Raw genomic sequence first — 23,641 nt, 5'->3', positions numbered from 1 at the left:
TCGGCACGTGCCGCCACCACGACTGCGGCACCTGCGCCTCGGTGAAGCGGCGCAGCCGCTGCCGGCGCCGGGCCTGCACCACGACATAGACGGCGAGCAGCGCCAGCGGGATCAGGCCGAACAGCAGCAGGCCGGGGCGCTGGAATCCGTACAGGGGCAGTGGGCCGATGCCGGGAAGCGACACCTGCGCCAGTAAAGAGCAGTCTGGGTGGCCCGTCAAACGCGCCGGCGGCCGGGCCCCATCCCTGGCCTACTCCCGCCTGAGCCGCCCGTCGACGAATTGCTCCAACTTCTCCCACTCGCGCACGGCGGGCGCGTACGGGGGTGTGGGCTTGGCGACCGAGTCCGGCTCCAGCACGTGGCCGACCAGCTTGCCCAGCGGCCGGGCGGTGTCCAGCGCCTTGTCGACCGTGCTCTCCTCGGAGTAGTCGCCGATGTCGCGGAGCAGCTCCACGGCCAGGTCGAGCTGGTCGCGGTCCACGGCGTCGGGCCCCTCGGCGAAGTCGTCGGCCAGCCCACTCAGCACGTAGATGTTGTCGTCGGTGATGTCCACCGCCAGCGAGCCGTCCGTCGCGGCCGTGCGGATGTCGTCGTAGGTGCTCAGGTCGGCCAGGTCGTGGTCGTGCTCGCCGGCCAGGTAGCGGGCCAGCGCCCGCTCCGAGGTGAACACGCTGATCCGGCCGTTGCGGCCGAGGAAGATCGGCCGGTCGTCCAGGTAGCAGCGCAGCGTGTAGAACGTGCCGGAGCTGGTGATGATGCGGATCGGGTCGATGCCGACCTGGACCCAGAAGTCCTCGTCGCCGCCCAGCACGACGGTGTCGCCGGGCGCGCGGGTCTCCTCCTCGGGCTCGTCCTCTTCGGGCTCTTCCTCGTCGGCCTCTTCTTCGTCCTCGGCCTGGCCGGCTTCTTCGTCGGCCTCGGCCTCTTCTTCTTCGGGCTCTTCGCGCTCCTCGGCCAGTTCCTCGGCGGCCTTTTCCGACGCGTCCTCGTCGACCTCGGGGGTGCTGATGATCTCCTCGATCGAGGCGAGCACGTCGTCCCAGGCGCGGCCGATCACCTCGGCGATCGCGTTCCAGCGCTTCTGGCCCGCCTTGCCGGTGAAGGTGTCGATGCCGCCGGCCACCGTGCCCAGGTTGGGGTTGCCGTTGAAGAACTTCGACACCGGCGCCAGTTCGCACACCGAGCCGATCGACGACACGATCGCCAGCACGCCCGCGAGCGCGTTCACCGACTCCTCGGTCGGCTTCTCCGACACCAGTTCCTCGACGACGACCAGGTCGAACTGCCGGTCCTCGGCGGGCTCGAAGGCGTGCGCGTGCGCCGACGTCAGGTCCGGCCAGCCCGGGTGGTCCGCGAGGTCGTTGTCGGCGCCCGAACGCACGAACGCGACCAGGTCGGCGACCGAGGAGAAGGCGTACAGGTCCTCGTCCTTGCCCAGGAACGCCTCCCACTCGTCTCCGGCGTCGCGCCAGCGGGGCGCCCACACGGTGTAGCGGTCACCGTCGGACAGGCTCAGGCGGATCGGCACGAGGTCAGCAGCCATGCGGCACACAATAGCGACGGGCGGCGCGGTGGCGGCTACGCGGCCCAGATCGTCGCGATCGGCGCGGCGCCGGCCGCGTAGCCGGTTTTGGGCAGCCCGTACATCTGCTCCAGCGTGGACAGCACGCTGTAGTGGTTGATCTGCTCGTTGTAGTTGCCGGGCTGCACGTGCGCGCCGTAGATCACGGTCGGGATCTGGTTGCGCGGGCCGCCGTCGTCCTCGTCCCACGTCACGATCAGCAGGCTGTTGTTGGCCACCGCCCAGTTGGCGTAGCCGGACAGCTCGCGGCTCAGCCACGTGTCGGCCTGCGCGATCGAGCCGTCGTGCATGTTGTCGTCGTTGTTGGGGATGACGAACGACACCGTCGGCAGGGCGGCGTAGTTGCCCATCGGGAAGGCCGAGAACGGCAGCGAGTTGGCGGGCGGCACGTTGCTGAAGTTGGCCCACGGCACGTGTTTTCGCGCGTACTTGCCGGCGCTGCACACGGTCGAACCCACCGCGGGCAGGCCCTCGGCGTAACCGACGAAGCTGTAGCCGGCGGCCAGCAGCTCGGAGGCCAGGTTGGGGGTGGCGCCGCCGTCGACCGGGCACGAGTCCTTGGTCACCCCAAGGGTGCTGCCGGCGAACAGCGCCAGGTAGTTGGGCTCGCTGGGGTGCGCCTCGGCGAACGACTGCACCATGTTCGCGCCGCCCGCGGCCAGCGCGTTGATGAACGGCGCCGACTTGTTACCGATGATGGTGGTCGCCGCGCGGTTCTCCTCCACCACGATCACCACGTGCGCGGGTTGCGGCAGCGCGGCCGCCGCGAGCTCCACCCGGGGCGCCGACGGGATGATCGCCAGTCCCGCCAACGCCGCCGCGCCGGCCAGGCCTTTGATTGCGCTGAGCACGCCGGGAGTATATGGGCGCAGCCGCCCGCCCGACGGTGCCGACGCGAGCGTGTCGGCGTTGCTAGTCGCAATCGTTATATAGGGTCAAATCCCATGGACGTGCACGTCATTGATCATCCGTTGGCCCTGTCCCGGCTGACGACGTTGCGCGACGAACGCACCGACAACGCGCACTTCCGGGCCGGCCTGCGGGAGCTGACCGCGATGCTGGTGTACGAGGCCACCCGCGACGCCGCCCGCGAGACCTTTCCCGTCCGCACGCCGCTGGCCGAGACCGTCGGGGTGCGGCTGGCCGACCCGCCCCTGCTGGTGCCGGTGCTGCGCGCGGGACTGGGCATGCTCGAGCGCGCCCTGGAGCTGATCCCGGACGCGCGGGTGGGCTTCGTCGGGGTGGCCCGCGACGAGGAAACCCATTGCGCCACGGGATATCTCGAGTCCCTGCCCGACGATCTGACCGGCGTGCCGGTGATCGTGCTGGATCCGATGCTGGCCACCGGCGGGTCGATGTGCCACACGATCGACCTGCTGCGCCGGCGCGGCGCGGCCGGCATCACCGTGCTGTGTGCGGTGGCCGCGCCGGAAGGCGTTGCCGCGCTTGAGAAAGCGGCGCCCAACGCGCGGCTTTTCACGGTGGCCGTAGACGACCGCCTCAACGAGATCGCCTACATCGTCCCCGGTCTCGGCGACGCGGGCGACCGCCAGTTCGGACCGCGCTAGCCCGGTGACGATGCGCGCCGCGTTGGGGGTACCTCCCAGCCGCGGAGCGGCGAGGGGGACGGCGGGCTGAGGAGGCGGGCCATCGGACCTAGCCACGACGGGGCACCAACAGCCAGACGGCTCCGACCGCGAAAACCGCGCCGCAAATGAACAACCCCTTCGGGGTCGGCGGGCCGACGTGATGTCCGTAGAGCTGGTAAGCGCCGAAGCCGAAGGACAGCAGCGAAAACACCGCAGTCCAGACGCCGGCCATCCGGTATGACTTGGTCTGGTACCGGCGGCGGGCGCCGAGCAGCTGCTCCGCGGCGGTAGCCGTGCGTGGTGTGACCGAGAACTCCCGCAGCTGCGTGGCCAATTCTTCCGCGATGCCGCGACCGCTGGACAGTTCCAAGTCCAGTTCCGCCGATTGCGCAAGGGATTTCAGGCGATAAAGCCACAACCCGTCGTCGTCTCTGACGGCGGTGATCTCGGCGTCTCCCCGCGCCAGGGTGAGGATCGGCGAGCCAAGGACGGGCCGATAGCCGGTGGCGCCCCTCTTGGTGTCGGTGATCAGCAGGCGCGTCGGCGTCAGGATGAGGAACATCGTTTGCGGCAGCCGGGTGTGCGGCCGCCCGTCGACAACCAAGGACGGCCGCCACAGGAGCGTGAAGCTCTCGTTGTCCATCCGGTCCTGCACGCCGGCGGCGTTGAGCGCGATGCAGCGCAGGATCGGTTCCCCCAGCTCCGATGACAGTTGCGGCGCCAACCGTTGCTCGTATTTTCGGAGAAACATGCTCTAGTTCACCACGCCTGCACCGCGGTGACCAGCTCGTCGCGCAGCGCGCGGGCGCGTGCCCGGGCCGAGGGCAGGTCGTCGGTCGGCGCGCAGCGAATCTCCAAGTAGCACTTCAGTTTTGGTTCGGTGCCCGACGGGCGCACCACCACCCGCGCCGAGGTGTGCTCGTCGTCGCCGGTGAAGATTAGCGCGTCGGTGATGTCGGTGAGTGTCGCGGCGAAGCCGGCCAGCCGGCTCGGCGGGGCCGCCCGCAGCCGCCGCATGAGCTCGGCGGCCTCGTCGGCGTCGGCGACGCGGCGCGACACCGCGGCGACGTCGTGCACCCCGTGGCGGCGGGCCAGGTCGTCGAGCGCGTCGGGCACCGAGCGGCCCTGGTCCTGCAGCGTGGCCACCAGGTCGCACACCAGCACCGCCGCGCTGATGCCGTCCTTGTCGCGCACCGCATCCGGGTCGACGCAGTGGCCGATCGCCTCCTCGTAGGCATACACCAGCCGGCCGCCCGGCACGCCGGAATCGGCGCGCGCCAGCCACTTGAAGCCCGTGAGGGTCTCCACGTGGGTGGCGCCATGTTCGGCGGCGATCGCCGCCAGCATCCGCGACGACACCACGGTGCTGGCCACCACCGCCGTACGGGCCTCTTGGTGGGACAGCAGGTAATCGCCCAGCAGCCAACCGGTTTCGTCGCCGGACAGCATCCGCCAGCCCTTTGCGGTCGGGATGCCGACGGCGCAGCGGTCGGCGTCGGGGTCCAGCGCGATCGCGACGTCGGCGCGGGTGTCTGCGGCCAGCGCGAGCAGCGCGTCGGTGGCGCCGGGCTCCTCGGGGTTGGGGAAGGCGACGGTGGGAAAGTCCGGGTCCGGCGCGAACTGGGCCCCGACCGTGTGCACCTGGTGGAATCCCGCGCGACGCAACGCCTCCACCGCCACCGCGCCGCCCACGCCGTGCAGCGGCGTCAGGGCCACCCGCACCGACCCGGTGCCGCGGCGCACCGCGGCCGCGCGGTCGAGGTATCGCTCGACGAGGTCGGTGTGGGCGGGTTCCACGGCGCGCCTGGCGATCTGGTCGGCCGGGGGAGCGGCGGCCATCGCCGCCTCGATCCGGCGGTCGGTGGGCGAGACGATCTGAATGCCGCCCTCGAAGTACACCTTGTAGCCGTTGTCGCCCGGCGGGTTGTGCGACGCGGTGATCTGCACGCCGGCGGCCGCGCCGGTGCGGCGCACCGCGAACGCGACGACCGGCGTCGGCACCGGGGCCGGCAGCAGCAGCACCGAAAACCCCTCGGCGGCAAGCACTTCGGCCGTCACAGTGGCGAACGCCGCCGAGCCGTGCCGGGCGTCGCGGCCGACGATCGCCAGGCCCCGTTCGCCCAGCACCTGCGCCACGGCCCACGTCGCGCGCGCCACCACCGCGACGTTCATCGCGTCGGGTCCGTCCCGCACCGGCCCGCGCAACCCCGCGGTGCCGAACCGAAGCGGGCGGGCCGGCGTCACGTCGTCACAGCCGGGCCACCACGTCGGCCAGCAGCGCGCCCATCCGGCTGGCCGCGGCGGTCCCGGCGGCCAGCACCTCGTTGTGGCTCAACGGTTCTCCCGAGATTCCCGCGGCCAGGTTGGTCACCAGCGACACCCCCAGCACCTCCGCGCCCGCCGCGCGGGCGGCGATGGTCTCGTGCACCGTCGACATGCCGACCAGGTCGGCGCCCAGCGTTCGCAGCATCCGGATCTCGGCGGGCGTCTCGTAGTTCGGTCCGGGCAGGCCGGCGTAGACGCCCTCGGTCAGCTCCGGGTCGCCGGCGCGGGCCAGCTCGCGCAGCCGCGGCGCATAGGCGTCGGTCATGTCCACGAACTGCGGGCCGACCAGCGGCGAGCGCGCCGTGAGGTTCAGGTGGTCGCTGATCAGCACCGGCTGCCCGACCGCCAGCTCGGGGCGCAGCGCGCCGGCCGCGTTGGTGAGCACGACGGTGCGCACGCCCGCCGCGCAGGCCGCGCGCACCGCGTGCACCACGTGGCACATGTCGTGCCCCTCGTAGGCGTGGACGCGACCGACCAGCACCAGCACCCGGTGCGCGCCGACGCGCACCGACAACAGCTCACCGGTGTGCCCGACGGCGGTCGGCGGCGCGAACCCGGGCAGCTCGGCCTGGGGCAGCGAGACCGTCGGGGGGCCGAGGGCGGCCACCGCCGGCCGCCATCCCGAGCCGAGCACGATCGCGACGTCGTGTTCGTCGACCCCGGTGCGCTCGGCGATGGCCCGCGCCGCCCGCCGTGCGAGCTCGTCGGAATCGGGCAGGGGTTCGGCCACAGTCGGCGAGCTTATCCCGGCGTATGTGAGGATCTGCCGTATGCGTCGTCGTGGGTGGTCGAATTTTCCTCTGGTGGTTGCCGTTGCGGTGTCGGTGGTCGCGATCGCGTGCGGCCGGGCACCGGCGGCGGCGGCCGACCCGTGTCCCGATGTCCAGCTCATCTTCGCCCGCGGCACCGCCGAGCCGCCCGGCCTGGGGGCGGTGGGCGACGCGCTGTTCGCCGCGCTGCAGCCCGCCCTCGGCGCCCGCCACGTCGACGCCTATCCGGTGAACTATCCGGCCAGCTACAACTTCCTTACCACCGCCGACGGCGCCAACGACGCACGCGATCACATCGCGCAGATGGTCGAGCAGTGCCCGGCGACAAAGCTGGTGCTCGGTGGCTTCTCGCAGGGCGCCTCGGCGGTGTCGATGCTGGCGGGGGTGCCGCCGATCGGGCAGCGCATCGGCAACTTCGGATCGGCCCCCGCGCTGGATCCCGGTCTGGCCGACAAGGTGCGGGCGGTCGCGGTGTTCGGCAACCCCGGCAACCGCTTCAACACGCCCCTGTCGACGACGGGCGCGTTCGCCGGGCGCGCCATCGACCTGTGCAGCGACGGCGACCCGGTCTGTGTCGTCGGCGGTCGCGACCGCGACGCCCACCACGTCTACGAAGTGCCGCCCTACCCCGCCCAGGCGGCGGGGTTCATCGCCGGGCTGGTGTAGCCGGACGCGTACGCGATCCAACCCGCGACGGACCTGGATCGCCGAGCCTGTAAATCCGCAGGGGAAGTACGAGTAGGGGCCTGCGAAATTACAGGCTCGGCGAGGTTATTACCGCTACAGGCCCAGGAGGCTCCGCAGGGCGTTGACGCCGGCCGCGAAGGCCGACGGCGGCCCGGTCACGGCGGCGTTGATCCCCGCGTTGAAGAAGCCCGAGACGTAGTCGCCGGTGTTGCCGATCCCGGAGGCGAAGTCGCCGGCGTTGCCGAACCCGGAGCTCCCGGTGCCGAGGTTGCCGAAACCCGAACTGGCGCCGCTCCCCGTGAACAGGTTGCCCGCGCCGGTGTTCAGGTCGCCGGAGTTGAAGAAGCCGGTGTTGGTGCTGCCCGAGTTGAAGAAACCCGTGTTGTAGTTGCCCGCGTTGAAGGCGCCGGTGGCGTAGTCACCCGAGTTGAAGATCCCGGTGTCGCTCGATCCGGAGTTGAGCAGCCCCGCGGTCAAGGCACCGGAATTGCCCAGGCCCCAGTTGAACTGGCCCGAGTTGCCGATGCCGATGTTGCCGTTGCCGGAGTTGAAGAAGCCGATGTTGCCGGTGCCGGAGTTGCCGAACCCGATGTTGCCGATCCCGGAATTCAGGCCGCCGAAACCGATCTGGTGGTCGCCGGTGAGCCCGATGCCGATGTTGCCGGTGCCGGTGTTGCCGAACCCGAAGTTCCCCGAGCCCAGGTTGCCGAAGCCGAAGTTGTTGCTGCCGTTGTTGCCGAAGCCCAGGTTGTAGCCGCCGTTGTTGCCGAAGCCGAGGTTGTAGCTGCCGATGTTGGCGCTGCCGAAATTGAAGCTGCCGATGTTGCCGCTGCCCAGGTCCCAGTGGCCGAAGTTGCCGCTGCCCAGGTTGACGTTGCCGATGTTGCCGCTGCCCAGGTTGAGCAGGCCCAGGTTGCCGCTGCCCAGGTTCCACGACTGTGAGTTCCCGATGCCCAGGGTCAGCAGGTGCGCGTTGCCGATGCCCCCGAAATTGATGCCGGGCAAGGCTTCCAGCGGTGCGAAGATGTTTTGCTCGATGAAATCCAGGGGGCCGGACGCCGCCAGCTGCGTCGCCGCGGCGGACGCGCCGGCGTGATAGTCGACCATCGCGGCCACGTCCTGGGCCCACATCTGCTCGTACTCGGCCTCGGCGGCCGCGATCGCCGGGGCGTTCTGGCCGAACAGGTTCGACACCACCAGGGACACCAGGTCGCTGCGGTTGGACGCGACTATCGCCGGGTGCACCGTCGCCGCCAGCGACGACTCGAACACCGCCGCCACGGCCTGGGCCTGCGCCGACGCGTTCTGGGCCTGGGTGGCGGCCGCGCTCAGGAAGCCGGCGTAGGGGGAGGCCGCCGCCATCATCGCGGCCGCCGCCGGGCCCTGCCACGCCTGGCTGGTCAGCTCGGAGGTCACCGACGCGAACGACGACGCCGCCGACGCGAGCTCGGAGGCCAGCCCATCCCAGGCCGCCGCGGCCTCTAGCATCGGTGCCGACCCCGCGCCGATGAACATCCGCAACGAGTTGATCTCGGGGGGCAACACTAGAAAACTCATGTCACATAGATAGCAGAATTACATACTTTAAGTCCACTTATGCGGGCAAAAACCGGTTATATGGTTTGGTGGGATTGGCCACACTGCGGCGGTGAGATACTGCCAAGGTGCCCGCTCGCTCGTTAGATGCCCCGTTGGACGACGCGTTGGAAGACGTCGAGGACGCCGTGCGGCGACGGGGCGCCGACCTCGTCGAGCTGTCCCACGCCATCCACGCCGAGCCCGAGCTCGCGTTCGCCGAGCATCGCAGCTGCGCCAAGGCCCAGGCGCTGGTCGCCGAGCGCGGGTTCGAGATCACCGCCGCCGCGGGCGGCCTGGACACGGCCTTCCGCGCCGACTTCGGCAGCGGGCCGCTGACCGTCGGGGTGTGCGCCGAGTACGACGCGCTGCCCGAGATCGGGCACGCGTGCGGGCACAACATCATCGCCGCGTCGGCGATGGGCACCGCGCTGGCGCTGGCCGAGGTGGCCGACGACCTCGGCCTGCGGGTGGCCCTGATCGGTACCCCCGCCGAGGAGGCCGGCGGCGGCAAAGCGCTGTTGCTGCGCGCCGGGGTGTTCGACGACGTCGCGGCGGCCGTGATGCTGCACCCCGGGCCCGCCGACATCGCCGGGGCCCGCTCGCTCGCGCTGTCGGAGGCGACCGTGCACTACCGTGGCAAGGAATCCCATGCTGCCGTCGCGCCGCATCAGGGGGTCAACGCCGCCGACGCCGTGACCGTCGCGCAGGTGGCCGTCGGGCTGTTGCGGCAGCAACTGGCGCCCGGCCAACTGGTGCACGGGATCGTCACCGACGGAGGCCAGGCGGTCAACGTCATTCCCGGGCACGCGGCGCTGCAGTATGCGATGCGGGCGGTCGAGTCGGATTCGCTGAGACAGCTGGAGGGCAGGATGTACGCGTGCTTCGCCGCGGGCGCGCTGGCCACCGGCTGCGAATACGAAATCGACAACCCCGCACCGGCGTACGACGAACTCAAGCCCGACGAGTGGCTGTCGGATGTCTTCCGCGAGGAGATGCGCCGCCTCGGGCGCGAGCCGGTGGCTCGCGAGTTCGAGGCGACGTTGCCGATGGGCAGCACCGACATGGGCAACGTGACGCAGGTCCTGCCGGGCATCCACCCGGTGGTCGGGGTCGACGCCGGCGGCGCGACCGTGCACCAGCGGGCCTTCGCGGCGGCCGCAGCCGGCCCGAGCGCCGACCGCGCGGTCGTCGACGGCGCGATCATGTTGGCGCGCACCGTCGTTCACCTCGCGCAGGCCCCCGAACAGCGCGACCGGGTGCTGGCCGCGCAGCAGCGCAGACCCGGCGGGGCGCACGCATGAGCCTCGTCGACACCGCCGAATCGTGGTTGGCCGCGCACCACCAGGAGCTGGTGGAGTGGCGCCGGCACATCCATCGCTACCCGGAGTTGGGCCGGCAGGAGTTCGCCACCACGCAGTTCGTCGCCGAGCGGCTGGTCGACGCGGGGCTGAAGCCGAAGCTGCTGCCGGGGACCGGGCTGATCTGCGACATGGGTCCCGAGCACGAGCCGAGGATCGCGCTGCGGGCCGACATGGACGCGCTGCCGATGGCCGAGCTGACCGGGGCGCCTTACGCCTCGACGATGCCCAACGTGGCGCACGCCTGCGGGCACGACGCGCACACCGCGATTCTGCTGGGTACGGCGCTGGCGCTCGGATCGGTGCCGGAGCTGCCCGTCGGGGTGCGGCTCATCTTCCAGGCCGCCGAGGAGTTGATGCCCGGCGGGGCGATCGACGCCATCGCGGCCGGGGCGCTGTCCGGGGTGTCGCGGATCTTCGCCCTGCACTGCGATCCCCGCCTCGAGGTCGGCAAGGTCGCGGTCCGGCAGGGCCCGATCACCTCGGCGGCCGACCAGATGGAGATCACGCTATATTCGCCCGGCGGTCACACGTCGCGCCCGCACCTGACCGCCGACCTGGTCTACGGCCTGGGCACGCTGATCACCGGGCTGCCGGGGGTGCTGTCGCGCCGCATCGACCCGCGCAACAGCACGGTGCTGGTGTGGGGCGCCGTCAACGCGGGCGTGGCCCCCAACGCGATCCCGCAAACCGGGGTGCTGGCCGGCACCGTGCGCACCGCCAGCCGCCAGACCTGGATCGCCCTGGAGGAGGTCATCCGCGAGACCGTGTCCGCGCTGCTGTCCCCGCTGGCGATCGAGCACACGCTGCAATACCGGCGCGGCGTGCCGCCGGTGGTCAACGAGGACATCTCGACGCGGATCCTGACCCACGCGATCGAGGCCGTCGGCCCCGACGGGCCGCGCGACACCCGCCAGTCCGGCGGCGGGGAGGATTTCTCCTGGTATCTCGAGGAGATTCCCGGCGCGATGGCGCGGCTGGGGGTGTGGTCGGGCGACGGGCCGCAGCTGGACCTGCACCAGCCGACCTTCGACCTCGATGAGCGGGCCCTGGCGATCGGCCTGCGCGTGATGGTCAACATCGTCGAGCAGGCGGCCCTGTTCTAGGTCTCGTCCTTCGCGAGCGTGCGTGTTTGTGCACAGACACGCCGTGCAACGCGGCATTGTGCGCACGCTCGTCACGGTGAATTGCCGGCGATGCATCGCGTGCTCACGATTACCCGGCATGAACCCAGCGCTGGTCCAGCTGCTCGACGCGCAAGGCGGCGTGGTGACCTCTGCACAAGCGTTGCAGCACCTCACCCGTCGCGGCTTGGAGGCTGCACTTAATTACGGTGTGCTGCAAAAGGTTTGGTACGGGATTTACGCTCGCGGAGCGGTGGACCGTGGCTTGCAGCTGCGCGGTCTGGATTTGGCGGCCGGCACCACGGTAGCGGTATGCCTGACTACCGCCGCCGAGGTGTATGGCTTCGATACCGAGCGAGATCCGGCGCTGCACGTGCTCAATCCGCCCGGCCGGCAGTTGCGTCCGACGCGCGGGCTGGTCGTGCATCGCCGCGCTGGTGCGCCGCTGACCATGGTTGCGGGACGGCCCATCACGACGCCGGCCTGGACGGCGATCGAGGTCGCCCGTGGACTGCGTCGGCCGAGGGCGCTGGCCACGCTGGACGCCGCGCTGCGCAGCGGTTCTTGCAGCCGCGACGACCTCCAGCGGGCGGTCACGCGCCAGGCGGGTCGGCGCGGCGTCGTCCACACCCGCGAGTTGCTGCCGCTGGCCTCCCCCAAGGCCGAGTCGCCGATGGAGAGCGAGGCCCGGCTGGTCATGATCGATGGCGGCTTGCCCGAGCCAATGCTGCAGTACGAGGTCGTCGACCTGCAGGGACGTATCTGGCGGCTCGATTTCGCCTGGCCGGAATTTCGGATCGCCGCCGAGTACGACGGCGTCGATTGGCACAGCGGACCGGACGCCTTCATTCGTGACCGTCGGCGGGTGGCGGCGCTCCAGGAGCTGGGCTGGGTGGTGGTGCCCATGATTGCCGAGGACATCAGATACCGGCCGCGGGAACTTGTCCGCCGGCTCGAGACACATCTGCGAAAGGCTGCGTGAATGTGCGCAAAATGCCGGCCCCGACGGCGTGTCGGCGTGCAAACACGCACGCTCGCGGCGGAACGAGAACTAAGCCGAAGTCCCCGGGCCGATGTTGTGCGCCGGGCGGGTCCGCAGGTCGTGCACGTAATCCTCTGGGGCGCCGGCGATTTCGGCCGCGTCGGCCATCACGCCGAGGTAGCGCGCCGACGGCAGGCCGCCCTCCCAGGCGTCCAGCACGTACAGCCACGCCAGCACGGGGTCGGTGGTGGTGTCCGACGAGATGCGTTCGACCCGGCACCGGATCTTCTTGTGCACCCCGAACTCCGAGCCCTCCCACCGGTCGAGGTTGACCTCGTCGGCCGGCGTCATGTCGTAGAGAACGACGAACACCTTCGACTGGGGGTCCTCGACGATCGTCGCGAGGGCCCCTTCCCAGCCGATGTCCTCCCCGCCGAACGTCAACCGCCACCCGTGCAGCCAGCCTGTTCCGGCCATCGGCGAGTGCGGCGCGCGCTTGAGCATCTGCTCGGGATCCATGTTCGACCCGTACGCGGCGTATAGCGGCACGGGGAAAGCTTAGACGTCGCACGCTCGCGCGGTATTCACCCGAGCGATTCGCAGGGTCCCCGCCGCCCCGATAGGTTAGGGACCGTGGTGACCCGCATTGTCATCCTCGGGGGAGGGCCGGCCGGGTACGAAGCCGCGCTCGTCGCCGCCACCTCCCATCCGGACACGACGCACGTCACCGTGATCGACTCCGACGGCGTGGGCGGGGCGGCCGTGCTGGACGACTGCGTGCCGTCCAAGACGTTCATCGCGTCCACCGGGCTGCGCACCGAGCTGCGCCGCGCGCCCCGGCTGGGCTTCGACATCGACTTCGAGGACGCCAAGATCTCGTTGCCGCAGATCCACGCCCGGGTCAAACGGCTCGCCACCGAGCAGTCGGCGGACATCACCGCCCAGCTGCTCGCCGTGGGTGTCGAGGTGGTCGCGGGCCGCGGCGAGCTCGTCGACCCCGCGCCCGGCCTGGCCAAGCACCGCATCAAGGCCACCGCCGCCGATGGCACCGTCAGCGAGCACGAGGCCGACGTCGTGCTGATCGCCACCGGCGCCAGCCCACGGATCCTGCCGACCGCCAAGCCCGACGGCGAGCGGATCCTGACCTGGCGGCAGCTCTACGACCTGGACGCGCTGCCCGAGCACCTGGTCGTGGTGGGCTCCGGGGTGACCGGCGCCGAGTTCGTGCACGCCTACACCGAGCTGGGCGTGCACGTGTCGGTGGCGGCCAGCCGCGACCGGGTGCTGCCGTACGAAGACGCCGACGCAGCGCTGGTGCTGGAGGAGTCGTTCGCCGAACGAGGCGTGCAGCTGTTCAAGAACGCGCGCGCCGAGTCGGTCACCCGCACCGACGCCGGGGTGCTGGTCACGATGACGGACGGCCGCACCGTCGAGGGCAGCCACGCGCTGATGACCATCGGATCGGTCCCCAACACCAGCGGCCTGGGCCTGGAACGCGTCGGCATCGAGCTCGGCCGGGGCAATTACCTGACGGTGGACCGGGTTTCGCGCACCTCGGTGCCGGGGATCTACGCTGCGGGCGACTGCACGGGGCTGCTGCTGCTGGCGTCGGTCGCCGCCATGCAGGGCCGGATCGCGATGTATCACGCGCTGGGGGAGGGCGTCAGCCCGATCCGGTTGCGCACGGTCGCCGCGACGGTGTTCACCAGGCCCGAGATCGCCGCGGTCGGGGTGCCGCAATCGATGATCGACGACGGTTCGGTGTCGGCGCGCACCATCATGCTGCCGCTGCGGACCAACGCGCGGGCCAAGATGTCGGGCCTGCGGCAGGGCTTCGTCAAGGTCTTCTGCCGGCGGTCCACCGGCGTGGTGATCGGCGGCGTCGTGGTGGCGCCGATCGCCTCGGAGCTGATCCTGCCGATCGCCGTGGCGGTGCAGAACCGCATCACCGTCAACGAGCTGGCGCAGACGCTGGCCGTCTACCCGTCGCTGTCCGGCTCGATCACCGAGGCCGCGCGCCGGCTGATGGCGCACGACGATCTGGATTAGCCACTAGCCTGGGAACCGCACACCTACCGACGAGTAACCGGACAGGAGCTCCCGCAGTGAGCGACCCGATCGACGCGCTGGGACCGCAGCAACGCACGCTGGCCTGGGAGCGGCTGGGCGCCGAGCAGTTCGACGTGGTGGTCATCGGCGGCGGCGTGGTGGGCTCGGGGTCTGCGCTGGACGCCGCGACGCGCGGGCTCAAGGTGGCGCTGGTCGAGGCGCGCGATTTCGCCTCGGGCACGTCGAGCCGGTCGTCGAAGATGTTCCACGGCGGGCTGCGCTACCTCGAGCAGCTGGAGTTCGGCCTGGTTCGCGAGGCGCTGTACGAGCGCGAGCTGTCGCTTACCAAGCTGGCGCCGCACCTGGTCAAGCCGATGCCCTTCCTGTTCCCGCTGACCCATCGGGTCTGGGAACGCCCCTACACCGCCGCCGGCATCTTCCTCTACGATCGCCTGGGCGGCGCGAAATCCGTTCCGGCGCAAAAGCATTTGACCCGCGCCGGCGCGTTGCGGCTGAGCCCGGGCCTCAAGCGCACGTCGCTCGTCGGCGGGATCCGCTACTACGACACCGTCGTCGACGACGCCCGCCACACCATGACGGTCGCGCGCACCGCGGCGCACTACGGCGCGGTGGTGCGGTCCTCCAGCCAGGTGGTCGCGCTGCTGCGCGAGGGCGATCGGGTGACCGGCGTGCGGGTGCGCGACTCCGAGGACGGCGCGATCACCGAGGTGCGCGGCCACGTCGTCGTCAACGCCACCGGGGTGTGGACCGACGAGATTCAGGCGCTGTCCAAGCAGCGCGGGCGTTTTCAGGTCCGCGCGTCCAAGGGCGTGCACGTCGTGGTGCCGCGCGACCGGATCGTCAGCGACGTCGCGATCATCCTGCGCACCGAAAAGTCGGTGATGTTCGTCATACCGTGGGGCAGCCACTGGATCATCGGAACCACCGACACCGACTGGAATCTCGACCTCGCCCACCCCGCGGCCACCAAGGCCGACATCGACTACATCCTCGGGACCGTCAACACCGTGCTCGCCACGCCGCTGACGCACGCCGACATCGACGGCGTGTACGCCGGGCTGCGGCCGTTGCTGGCCGGGGAGAGCGAGGAGACGTCCAAGCTGTCCCGCGAGCACGCGGTGGCGGTGCCGGCGCCCGGGCTGGTCGCAATCGCCGGCGGCAAGTACACCACCTACCGGGTGATGGCCGCCGACGCGATCGACGCCGCCGCCCAGTTCATTCCGGCCCGGGTGGCGCCGTCGATCACCGAGAAGGTGAGCCTGCTGGGCGCCGACGGGTACTTCGCGCTGGTCAACCAGGTCGAACACGTCGGGACGCTGAAGGGACTGCACCCGTACCGGGTGCGCCACCTGCTGGACCGCTACGGCTCCCTGATCGGCGAGGTTCTGGAGCTGGCGGCCGAGACCCCCGACCTGCTCAGCCCGATCAAGGAGGCGCCCGGCTACCTGCGGGTCGAGGCGCTCTACGCCGTCACCGCCGAGGGGGCCCTGCACCTGGAGGACATCCTGGCCCGCCGGATGCGCATCTCCATCGAGTACTCGCACCGCGGCGTCGACTGTGCTCGCGAGGTGGCCGACGTGGTGGCGCCGGTGCTGGGGTGGTCCGCCGCCGACGTCGACCGCGAGGTCGCCAACTACACCGCGCGGGTGGAGGCCGAAATCCTGTCGCAGGCCCAGCCCGACGACGTGTCGGCGGACGAGCTGCGGGCCAGCGCGCCCGAGGCGCGCGCCGAGATCCTCGAGCCGGTGCCGCTCAGTTGAGTCCCCAGTGAGGCCGAGTTGAGGCCGGCGCCCCTCCCCGTGCGCGACGGGCTCGGCCCGGCGCGGGTGCGGCTGCGGGGCGGTCCGGTGCTGGCCGAGCTGACCGCCCGGTTCGGTGGGCCGGCGAGCGAGGTCGTCGACGCCGACGGCGCCCCGGTTGACGAGACGACCGTGCTGCCGGCGGGTTCCTTCGTCTACCTGTATCGCGAGCTGCGCGACGAGGTGCCGGTGCCCTTCGAGATCCCGGTGCTGCACCAAGACGACGACATCGTCGTCGTTGACAAGCCGCACTTCTTGGCCACCATGCCCAGGGGCCGCCACGTCGCGCAGACCGCGCTGGTGCGGCTGCGCCGCGAACTCGGGTTGCCCGAGCTGAGCCCGGCGCACCGGCTCGACCGGCTCACGGCCGGCGTGCTGCTGTTCACGACCCGGCGCGAGGTGCGCGGCGCCTACCAGACTCTGTTTTCCCGAGGCTTGGTCAGCAAGGTTTATTTGGCGCGCGCGGCCGTCGACCCGTCTTTGGTGCTGCCGCGGGTGGTGCGCAGCCGAATTGTCAAGCGGCGCGGGGTTTTGCAGGCGTTCTGCGAGCCCGGTGTGCCGAACGCGGAGACGTTGGTAGAGCTGGTGGGCGACGGCGTGTATCGGCTGACGCCGCGCACCGGGCGCACGCATCAGCTGCGGGTGCACATGGCCTCGCTGGGCGTGCCGATCGAGGGTGATCCCTTGTACCCCAACATTGTTGACGTCGCCCCCGATGACTTCAGCACGCCGCTGCGGTTGCTGGCGCAGCGCATCGAATTCGACGACCCGCGCTCCGGTGTGCGGCGCGAGTTCGTCAGCCGGCGACCGGGGCCGTAGGCGCCAGAACAGCACAACGACTGACCGCCGGCCGGATCGTCGGCCCCTGCGACCCTCCGGCTCACTCGAGACCGACGGCGCGCACGAAGTTTGCCGCGAGCTCCGTGCACGTGGTGTCCAGGTCGGGCAGCTCGACCACTGCGACCGTGCTCAGGGCGGGTCGGGTCAGCATGTGCAGCAGCATCGGGCCCGTCAGTTGCTGAATGAGCAACGGCGTGGGCAGATCACGTATCCGACCTCGTCGTACCTGCGTGTCGAGCCATGCGCCAAGCGACCCCAGCATGCGGGGGACGGCGTGTTGGGCCAGCGTCTGCACGGTCGGGCTGGTGGGACGGGCGAACACTTCGGCCAGGATTGCCGGTGCTACCCGGGGTTCGCGGCCCAGCGCGGCCGCCAGCGCCCGATAGAGGGCCCGCACTGTAGCGGTCAGGTCGTCGGTGGCGGCGTCGAGGGCATCCTCGAAATCGGGGATGGGGCTGTAGTGTTCGAACACGAGCCGCAGCAGTTCATCGCGGCTGCCGAAGGCCATGTAGAGGCTGTGCACCGCACAGTCGGTACGCGTGGCGATCGCCTCCAAAGTTGCCGCAGCTAGACCGGATTCGCTGATCAACGCGGCCGCCGCAGTCAATGCCCGAGCCCGGACCGGCACCTGTCCACCCGGATCCACCCCGGCGGCGCGGACAGCCTCGTCCAACGCGGCCCGAGTGCCGCCAAGGCGGCGCAGGAGAGTGCTACGCGAGATGCCGGCCGCACGCGCGATCGCCAGCACCGGCACGTCGGCTACGTCCATGCCCCGCTCCTCGGCGGCCCGCAGTGCGGCTTGCACGAGTTCCTCGGCAACCGGGAGTTTCTCAACATCAGGGCGGCCGTCAAGCCTAGATGACGCGGCGATCATGCGATAAGCTCCTTGGAATCAGATACAAACCACAATTACATTGTGTACCAATTACGCTAACATGATCGCACGCTGCTGGACCGCGTGTTGCCCACCGCGCAACCGAAACGAAACGGGATCCAATGAAGAGGCTTTCGATCGGCCGCCGCCTCCAACGGTCCTGGGTCGTTCTGGTCGCGCTCATTGTGGTCGCCGCCGCGGGATCGGGGGTCTTTCGACTGCATCGGATCTTCGGCTCGGACAACGACACGTCGACCCCCGGTCCCATCGGCAACGACGTCAACTACGACCCAAAGCACATCACCTTGCAGGTGTTCGGTGATCCCGGGACGGTGGCCACCATCAACTATCTCGACATCAACGTCCAACCGCAGAAGGTGACAAATGCGCCGCTGCCGTGGTCGTTGCAGATGGTGACCACGCAGCCCGGGGCCTTCACCAACCTTGTGGCGCAAGGCAATAGCGACTCGCTGGGGTGCCGCATCATCGTGGACGGCGAAGTCAAAGACGAAAGGATCGTCAACACCGTGAACGCCTACACGTTCTGCCTGGTGAAGTCGGCATGAGCGACCGTGGTGAGCCGCGGCGTTCGGTACCGCGGATGCTCTTGCGGTTCTCCGTGCCGATCGCGGCTTTTTGGCTCGCCGTGGCGGTAGTCACCAACGTCTATGTGCCGCAACTGGAAAAGGTTGCTCAAGCGCACAACGTCTCGCAGAGCCCCCAGGACGCGCCGGCGCTGCTGGCCAGTAAACGCATCGGCAAGGTGTTCAAGCAGTTCGATTCCGACAGCGCCGCCATGATCGTGTTGGAAGGCGATCAGCCACTCGGGGCCGACGCGCACCACTACTACCACGGCCTGATCAAGAACCTCGCGCAGGACACAAAGCACGTTCAGCACATCCAGGACTTCTGGGGGGATCCGCTGACCGCTGCGGGCTCCCAGAGCGACGACGGCAAGGCCGCCCTCGTGCAGGTGAACCTCGCCGGTAATCAGGGACAGTCGCTAGCCAACCAGTCCGTGGATTCGGTGCGCGACATCGTCGCTCACTCGTCGCCGCCGCCCGGGGTCAAGGTGTACGTCACGGGCGCCGCGCCGCTGGTCACCGATCAGTTCGAGGTGGGCAGCAAAGGGACATTGACGGTCACGTTGATCACCATCGCGGTGATCGTGGTCATGTTGTTTTGGGTCTACCGTTCCCTGGTCACGGCGATCCTCGTGCTGTTCACGGTGATGATCGAGTTGACCGCGTCCCGCGGAGTGGTTGCCCTGCTTGCGAATTCCGGAATCATCGGGCTCTCGACATACTCGACGAACCTGCTGACCTTGCTGGTGATCGCGGCCGGAACGGACTACGCGATCTTTATCCTTGGCCGGTATCACGAAGCGCGCCATGTCGGCCAAGATCGTCGGGAAGCCTTCTACACGATGTACCGCAGCACCGCGCACGTCATCGCGGGCTCGGGCCTGACAGTCGTCGGTGCGGTGTTCTGTCTGCATTTCACCAGGCTTCCCTACTTCCAAACCATGGCCATTCCTGCCGCAACCGGCGTCCTGGTCGCGCTGGCAGCCGCGCTGACCCTGGCCCCCGCTGTGCTGGCCATAGGCCGCCATTTCGCTCTGTTCGACCCCAAACGCGCGATGCGCACTCGGGGCTGGCGACGCATCGGCACCGCCATCGTCCGCTGGCCCGGTCCCATCCTCACCGCGACGCTCGCTGTGGCGCTCATTGGTCTGCTGGCCCTACCGGGATACACGACGAGCTACGACGCCCGCACGTACATGCCCGCCGATTCGCCGGCCAATCTCGGCTACGCCGCCGCCGAGCGGCATTTCGGCGAGGCCCGACTCAATCCCGAATTGCTTATGGTCGAGGCCGACCACGATATGCGCAACCCGGCCGACATGCTCGTCATCGAACGGATCGCCAAAGCCATCTTCCACCTGCCCGGCATCCAGAAGGTACAGGGGCTCACCAGACCGCAGGGCACCCCAATCGTGCACAGCTCCATACCGTTTCAGATCAGTGCCGGAAACGTCGGAAACATCGAGAATCTGCAATACCAAAAAGACCGAGCAGACGACCTGCTCAAGCAGGCCGACCAGATAAGGCACACTGTCAGCATTTTGAATCAGCAGTACACACTCCAGAAGGACCTTGCCGCCTCGACCAACGATGAGACCCGAAGCTTCCACGCCACCATCGCAGTCATCAATCAACTGCGCGACGAGATCGCCGATTTCGACGACTTCTTGCGCCCCGTTCGCAGCTATTTCTATTGGGAAAGGCACTGCTACGACATCCCGGTCTGCTCTGCGCTCAGAAGTGTCTTCGACGCCATCGACGGGATCGACCAGCTCAGCGAACAATTCACCACGCTCACAGCGAGTCTGGACAAGCTGGATGCGGGCCAACAAAAACTCGTGACGCTGCTGCCGCCCCAGATCGCCGACCAAGAAAAAAACCTCAGGCTGACGCTGTCCAACTACGCCACCAACTCAGGGATCAACGCCCAAACGCGGGCCAACACCGACACCGCGACCGCGCTCGGTCAGGCCTACGACGCCGCAAAGATCGACGATTCGTTCTACCTGCCGCCGGAGGCCTTCACCAACCCCGAGTTCCAAAGGGGCCTGAAACTGTTCTTCTCCCCGGACGGCAAAGCCATCCAAATGATCATCACCCACGAAGGCGATCCCGCCACCCCCCGGGGCATCGCCAGCATCGACTCGATCAGAAACGCGGCCAAAGACGCGGTGAAGGGCACCATCCTGGCCGGCTCGCACGTCTACCTCTCCGGCACCGCCGCCACCTACAAGGACATCCAAGAAGGCGCGACCTACGACCTGATGATCGCGGCACTGGCGGCGATGAGCCTGATTTTCATGATCATGTTGTTCATCACCCGAAGCCTGCTCGCCGCGATCGTCATCGTGGGTACGGTCGCCCTGTCGCTGGGCGCCTCGTTCGGCTTATCGGTGCTGCTCTGGCAGGACATCCTCGGCATCCAGTTGTACTGGATCGTGCTGGCGCTGGCCGTCATCCTGCTGTTGGCGGTGGGCTCGGACTACAACCTGTTGCTCATCTCCCGGTTCAAAGAGGAAATCCACGCGGGAATCAACACCGGCATCATCCGCGCCATCGCCGGCAGCGGATCGGTGGTCACCTCCGCCGGCCTGGTTTTCGCGGCCACCATGGCCTCCTTCGCGTTCGCCGACCTACTGGTGCTCGGCCAGATCGGGACCACCATCGCGCTGGGTTTGCTGTTCGACACCCTGATCGTGCGCGCGTTCATGACGCCATCGATCGCCGCGCTGCTCGGGCGCTGGTTCTGGTGGCCATTGCGGGTGCGCCCGCGCCCCGCCAGCACCATGCTGCGACCCTACGGCCCGCGCCCCGCGGTCCGTCAGCTGCTGCTCTGGGAAGACGGAGACCCGGCGGTGAGCAGCGATGACACGGTCACCGCGAAAAGATAAGGGTGCAAACGATGGCCTTTGGTTTGTATACCTTGCTCACGATAGTTGTTGCGTCGCTGGGACTTACATTCGTCGCGTGCGCATTCCTGTTCATCAGGCGGTTGGAAGATCGAAAGCCCGCAGCGTTGGGCGAAACAGTAGGCGCCCACAAAGCGGTCCTAGCCAAACTCCGTAAGCGCCAATCCATGTCGCAGGACGAGATCGACTATGCGCGGGAAATCGTCTCCGATTGCCGCTCACCGCTCGCCTACTCGATACCCGTCATTCTCTTCGCAATGGGATGCTTCTACGTGTTCGGCTGCCTACAACAGCTACACGGCGGCACCCCTTCGATTCGAACATTCATCGGCGTGCTCCCAATGTTGGGAGCCACAAACCTCACCATGCAGCTGCTCAGGGTCGCCCGATTGAAAGGGCCCCTACAGCACGCAGTTACGACGGCACACAAGTCGTCTGATGCGCTGACCACCGAGTAGCGGCCGGGCCCTCACGCATGGGGGTCAATGGCACCCGAGCGGTGCGCCGAGCGCGCCGCGATGATGCCCAAAACGGCGCCGAACCGCCCAGGAGCGCGCCACCCGCCTCGCCACCAAACCGAAACCTGGAGCTACACCGACGACGACCAGCAGCCACCATTTTGACGGCCGGTCAACCATTTACGCGGCGGGGCGACTGCGTCGAGGCGCCACTCGATGGCGCAGCGGATCGCTCGCCGTCACCCGAGGTGTTCCGCGGCGAACACGTCAGCCCGTCGGCAGCTTCACGATCAGGCCGCGACTGGTGGCGCCCTCTCCTGGCGTCTGGTTGTCGGTGACGTACACGTTTCCGCGGGTGTCCACCGCTAACCCCCCGGGCGCTCTGAAGCCGGACACTCCGGGCAGTTTGGTCCAGCTGCTCGACCCAGGCGCCAACTTCATCACGCCACCGGCTTCGCCCATGGTGACTACGTAGAGGTTGCCAGCGGTGTCCACCGCCACGTGCTGTTCCACGCCAGCGGACGTCAGCTCGGCCCAGTTGTCCGAGCCGGCCGCCAGTTTCAACAGGAAATGACAGGTCGCGTGCAGTCCGCAGTATTTGTAGACGCTGGCGTAGACGGTGCCGGCGCTGTCCACCGCCACAGCATCGGGAATGGCGCCGCGGGTTGTTGGCAGTACGGTTTGGGTGCTCGACCCGGCCACCAGCTTGACCACCCGATCGTTGCCAGAATCGGCGAGATAGACGTTGCCGGCGGTGTCCAGTGCCACACCCGAGGGCCTGTCGAGGCCGGTGAACGGCAGCACGGTTGGCGTGCTCGACGCGTCCGCCAGCTTCAGCACCCGGTTGTTGCCGGAGTCGACGACGTAGACGTTGCCTGGGGCATCCACCGCCACACCGGCGATGGAATTGTTCACGACGCCGGTGGACAGCTTGAGGCCAGTGAACGGCAGCATTGTCGGGGTGTTCGAGCCGATCGCCACTTTCAGTACCCGATTGGTGCTCGAGTCGGCCACGTACACGTTGCCGGCGGCATCGACCGCCACACCGCGGGGGTCGTGAACGGGCGGAGAAACGGCAAGCGCAAGCTGCTGTTCCTGCTCCTCATTCCGATGCCAGCTGTGCGCGTAGTGCAGGAGCGCACGAAAGCTGACCACGCTGACCGCGATGACCACGGTTGCGGCAAAGATGCCGCCGGATATCCACAGCTTGCGTCTGGACCGAGCCGATGGCACAGGCGCAGCGCGTTCGTGCCCGGCAACCGGATGATCCAGATCGCCAGGGCCGCCCTCGGGGTCGTCCCGGTTCATCAGCAAATGGTCCCATCCCGAAAACGCGCCGGGGAGAAAAGCCGCGTCGAGCGCAATTCAGGCAGTTGGTGCCACCTGCCCGACGGGAGGCGATCCTGACCCTGAGGCTTGCCGGACCCCTGAACTATTCGGTCGGCACCGGCGTAATCATTTTGAGCCCTCAAGCTCGTTCGATTCGTCGATACGCCAATCATGTGGCGGGAGGATAGCGATGTCGTATGTGGTGGCGGCCCCCGAGTTTTTGGCCTCGGCGGCAACGGATCTGGCCAACATCGGCTCTGCGGTGACCGCCGCGAACGGGGCGGCCGTGGCGCCGACCACCGGCGTGGCGGCCGCCGGGGGTGACGAGGTGTCGGGGGCGATCGCATCGGTGTTTTCCGGCTACGCCCGGGCCTATCAGTCGTTGAGTGCGCGCGCGGCCGCGCTTCATGGCGAGTTTGTGCGCACCTTGAGCGGTGCGGGGGCCGCGTATTCGCTGACCGAGGCGGCCAACGCCTCGCCGTTACAAACCGTCGAGCAAGACGTGTTGGGCGCGATCAATGCGCCCACCGAGCTCCTTGTGGGTCGCCCGCTGATCGGCAACGGTGCCAACGCCACAACGCCGGGGGGCAACGGCGGGGATGGCGGCATCTTGTTCGGCAACGGCGGCAACGGCGCTGCCGGTGCGACGGGGCAAAACGGGGGCAACGGTGGGTCCGCGGGCCTGTGGGGCCACGGCGGCAACGGCGGGGCCGGCGGCAACGCCCTCGCCGGCACCGCGGCCGGGGCCGTGGGTGTCGGTGGAAGCGCGGGCAACGGCGGCAA

Annotated in this window: 20 protein-coding genes and 2 pseudogenes; 12 read left to right on the top strand and 10 right to left on the bottom strand. The window is 68.9% G+C overall.

What is annotated here, in order from left to right:
• The 3 genes and pseudogenes from A9X00_RS07985 to A9X00_RS07975 all read right to left on the bottom strand — a co-directional run.
• Positions 1-184, bottom strand: a pseudogene (locus A9X00_RS07985) (hypothetical protein); the annotation flags it as partial.
• Positions 185-250: 66 nt separating this feature from the next.
• Complete coding sequence (locus A9X00_RS07980) at positions 251-1,543, bottom strand: primosomal protein (RefSeq protein ID WP_067151570.1); 1,293 nt, start codon at positions 1,541-1,543, stop codon at positions 251-253.
• A gap of 35 nt (positions 1,544-1,578) precedes the next feature.
• Entirely contained in the window at positions 1,579-2,421 is an 843-nt protein-coding gene (locus A9X00_RS07975) for an alkaline phosphatase family protein (RefSeq protein WP_369830731.1), read from the bottom strand.
• Positions 2,422-2,526: 105 nt separating this feature from the next.
• Here A9X00_RS07975 and upp point away from each other — a divergent pair, with 105 nt between their 5' ends.
• Positions 2,527-3,150, top strand: a complete 624-nt coding sequence (gene upp, locus A9X00_RS07970) for a uracil phosphoribosyltransferase (RefSeq protein ID WP_067151562.1) — start codon at positions 2,527-2,529, stop codon at positions 3,148-3,150.
• A gap of 88 nt (positions 3,151-3,238) precedes the next feature.
• On the opposite strand, the gene A9X00_RS07965 is transcribed toward upp, so the two are convergent.
• From A9X00_RS07965 to A9X00_RS07955, 3 genes and pseudogenes are all read right to left on the bottom strand, one after another.
• Positions 3,239-3,922: a hypothetical protein gene (locus A9X00_RS07965; protein ID WP_067151559.1), complete on the bottom strand. Its 684-nt coding sequence runs from the start codon at positions 3,920-3,922 to the stop codon at positions 3,239-3,241.
• A gap of 8 nt (positions 3,923-3,930) precedes the next feature.
• Positions 3,931-5,406, bottom strand: a pseudogene (locus A9X00_RS07960) (phospho-sugar mutase); the annotation flags it as partial.
• Positions 5,407-5,419: 13 nt separating this feature from the next.
• Positions 5,420-6,226, bottom strand: coding sequence for a purine-nucleoside phosphorylase (locus A9X00_RS07955; RefSeq protein WP_067151556.1), 807 nt, complete (start codon positions 6,224-6,226; stop codon positions 5,420-5,422).
• An 88-nt stretch (positions 6,227-6,314) separates the two neighbouring features.
• On the opposite strand from A9X00_RS07955, the gene A9X00_RS07950 reads away from it, so the two are divergent.
• The gene (locus tag A9X00_RS07950; protein ID WP_197515096.1) at positions 6,315-6,932 is read left to right on the top strand and encodes a cutinase family protein; all 618 of its coding nucleotides are present in this window, start codon (positions 6,315-6,317) and stop codon (positions 6,930-6,932) included.
• A gap of 114 nt (positions 6,933-7,046) precedes the next feature.
• Here A9X00_RS07950 and A9X00_RS07945 read toward each other — a convergent pair whose 3' ends face one another.
• Positions 7,047-8,510 carry a PPE family protein gene (locus A9X00_RS07945; RefSeq protein WP_082974857.1) on the bottom strand — a complete coding sequence of 488 codons (1,464 nt, stop codon included), beginning with the start codon at positions 8,508-8,510 and terminating at the stop codon, positions 7,047-7,049.
• Between the two features lie 134 nt (positions 8,511-8,644).
• Between A9X00_RS07945 and A9X00_RS07940 the strand changes: the two genes are divergently transcribed.
• From A9X00_RS07940 to A9X00_RS07930, 3 genes are all read left to right on the top strand, one after another.
• Entirely contained in the window at positions 8,645-9,832 is a 1,188-nt protein-coding gene (locus tag A9X00_RS07940; protein ID WP_156771984.1) for a M20 family metallopeptidase, read from the top strand.
• Entirely contained in the window at positions 9,829-10,995 is a 1,167-nt protein-coding gene (locus tag A9X00_RS07935; protein ID WP_067151543.1) for a M20 family metallopeptidase, read from the top strand. Before A9X00_RS07940 ends, A9X00_RS07935 begins: the two co-directional genes overlap by 4 nt.
• 118 nt (positions 10,996-11,113) lie before the next feature.
• Positions 11,114-11,995 (top strand): hypothetical protein, encoded by an 882-nt coding sequence (locus A9X00_RS07930; RefSeq protein ID WP_067151540.1) that lies wholly within the window; start codon positions 11,114-11,116, stop codon positions 11,993-11,995.
• Between the two features lie 69 nt (positions 11,996-12,064).
• Here the strand turns inward: A9X00_RS07930 and A9X00_RS07925 are convergent, their stop codons facing one another.
• Complete coding sequence (locus A9X00_RS07925) at positions 12,065-12,544, bottom strand: gamma-glutamylcyclotransferase (RefSeq protein ID WP_067151537.1); 480 nt, start codon at positions 12,542-12,544, stop codon at positions 12,065-12,067.
• Between the two features lie 84 nt (positions 12,545-12,628).
• On the opposite strand from A9X00_RS07925, the gene A9X00_RS07920 reads away from it, so the two are divergent.
• Genes A9X00_RS07920 through A9X00_RS07910 form a run of 3 tightly spaced genes read left to right on the top strand, consistent with a single transcriptional unit; the run spans position 12,629 to position 16,683 of the window.
• A complete protein-coding gene (locus A9X00_RS07920; RefSeq protein WP_067151534.1) occupies positions 12,629-14,044 on the top strand; it encodes an NAD(P)H-quinone dehydrogenase in 1,416 nt (471 codons plus the stop codon).
• 56 nt (positions 14,045-14,100) lie between these two features.
• A complete protein-coding gene (locus tag A9X00_RS07915; RefSeq protein WP_067151531.1) occupies positions 14,101-15,825 on the top strand; it encodes a glycerol-3-phosphate dehydrogenase/oxidase in 1,725 nt (574 codons plus the stop codon).
• A gap of 18 nt (positions 15,826-15,843) precedes the next feature.
• Entirely contained in the window at positions 15,844-16,683 is an 840-nt protein-coding gene (locus A9X00_RS07910; RefSeq protein WP_082974855.1) for a pseudouridine synthase, read from the top strand.
• 61 nt (positions 16,684-16,744) lie between these two features.
• Here the strand turns inward: A9X00_RS07910 and A9X00_RS07905 are convergent, their stop codons facing one another.
• Positions 16,745-17,473: a TetR/AcrR family transcriptional regulator gene (locus A9X00_RS07905; protein ID WP_232006711.1), complete on the bottom strand. Its 729-nt coding sequence runs from the start codon at positions 17,471-17,473 to the stop codon at positions 16,745-16,747.
• A gap of 227 nt (positions 17,474-17,700) precedes the next feature.
• Between A9X00_RS07905 and A9X00_RS07900 the strand changes: the two genes are divergently transcribed.
• From A9X00_RS07900 to A9X00_RS07890, 3 genes are read left to right on the top strand one after another with little or no spacing between them, the layout of a single operon-like run.
• Entirely contained in the window at positions 17,701-18,144 is a 444-nt protein-coding gene (locus A9X00_RS07900; protein WP_067151525.1) for an MmpS family transport accessory protein, read from the top strand.
• Positions 18,141-21,053 carry an RND family transporter gene (locus A9X00_RS07895; protein WP_067151522.1) on the top strand — a complete coding sequence of 971 codons (2,913 nt, stop codon included), beginning with the start codon at positions 18,141-18,143 and terminating at the stop codon, positions 21,051-21,053. The genes A9X00_RS07900 and A9X00_RS07895 overlap by 4 nt, the downstream gene beginning before the upstream one ends.
• An 11-nt stretch (positions 21,054-21,064) precedes the next feature.
• The gene (locus A9X00_RS07890) at positions 21,065-21,529 is read left to right on the top strand and encodes a hypothetical protein (protein WP_067151573.1); all 465 of its coding nucleotides are present in this window, start codon (positions 21,065-21,067) and stop codon (positions 21,527-21,529) included.
• Between the two features lie 267 nt (positions 21,530-21,796).
• On the opposite strand, the gene A9X00_RS07885 is transcribed toward A9X00_RS07890, so the two are convergent.
• Positions 21,797-22,837 (bottom strand): hypothetical protein, encoded by a 1,041-nt coding sequence (locus A9X00_RS07885; RefSeq protein ID WP_067151519.1) that lies wholly within the window; start codon positions 22,835-22,837, stop codon positions 21,797-21,799.
• A gap of 211 nt (positions 22,838-23,048) precedes the next feature.
• Here A9X00_RS07885 and A9X00_RS07880 point away from each other — a divergent pair.
• Positions 23,049-23,641 (top strand): PE family protein (locus A9X00_RS07880; RefSeq protein ID WP_156771983.1); only part of this gene is annotated, 593 nt, incomplete at its 3' end.

It is taken from the genome of Mycobacterium sp. 1245805.9, assembly GCF_001672915.1.
Lineage (GTDB): Bacteria > Actinomycetota > Actinomycetes > Mycobacteriales > Mycobacteriaceae > Mycobacterium.
This window is presented reverse-complemented; position numbering and strand designations above follow the sequence as displayed.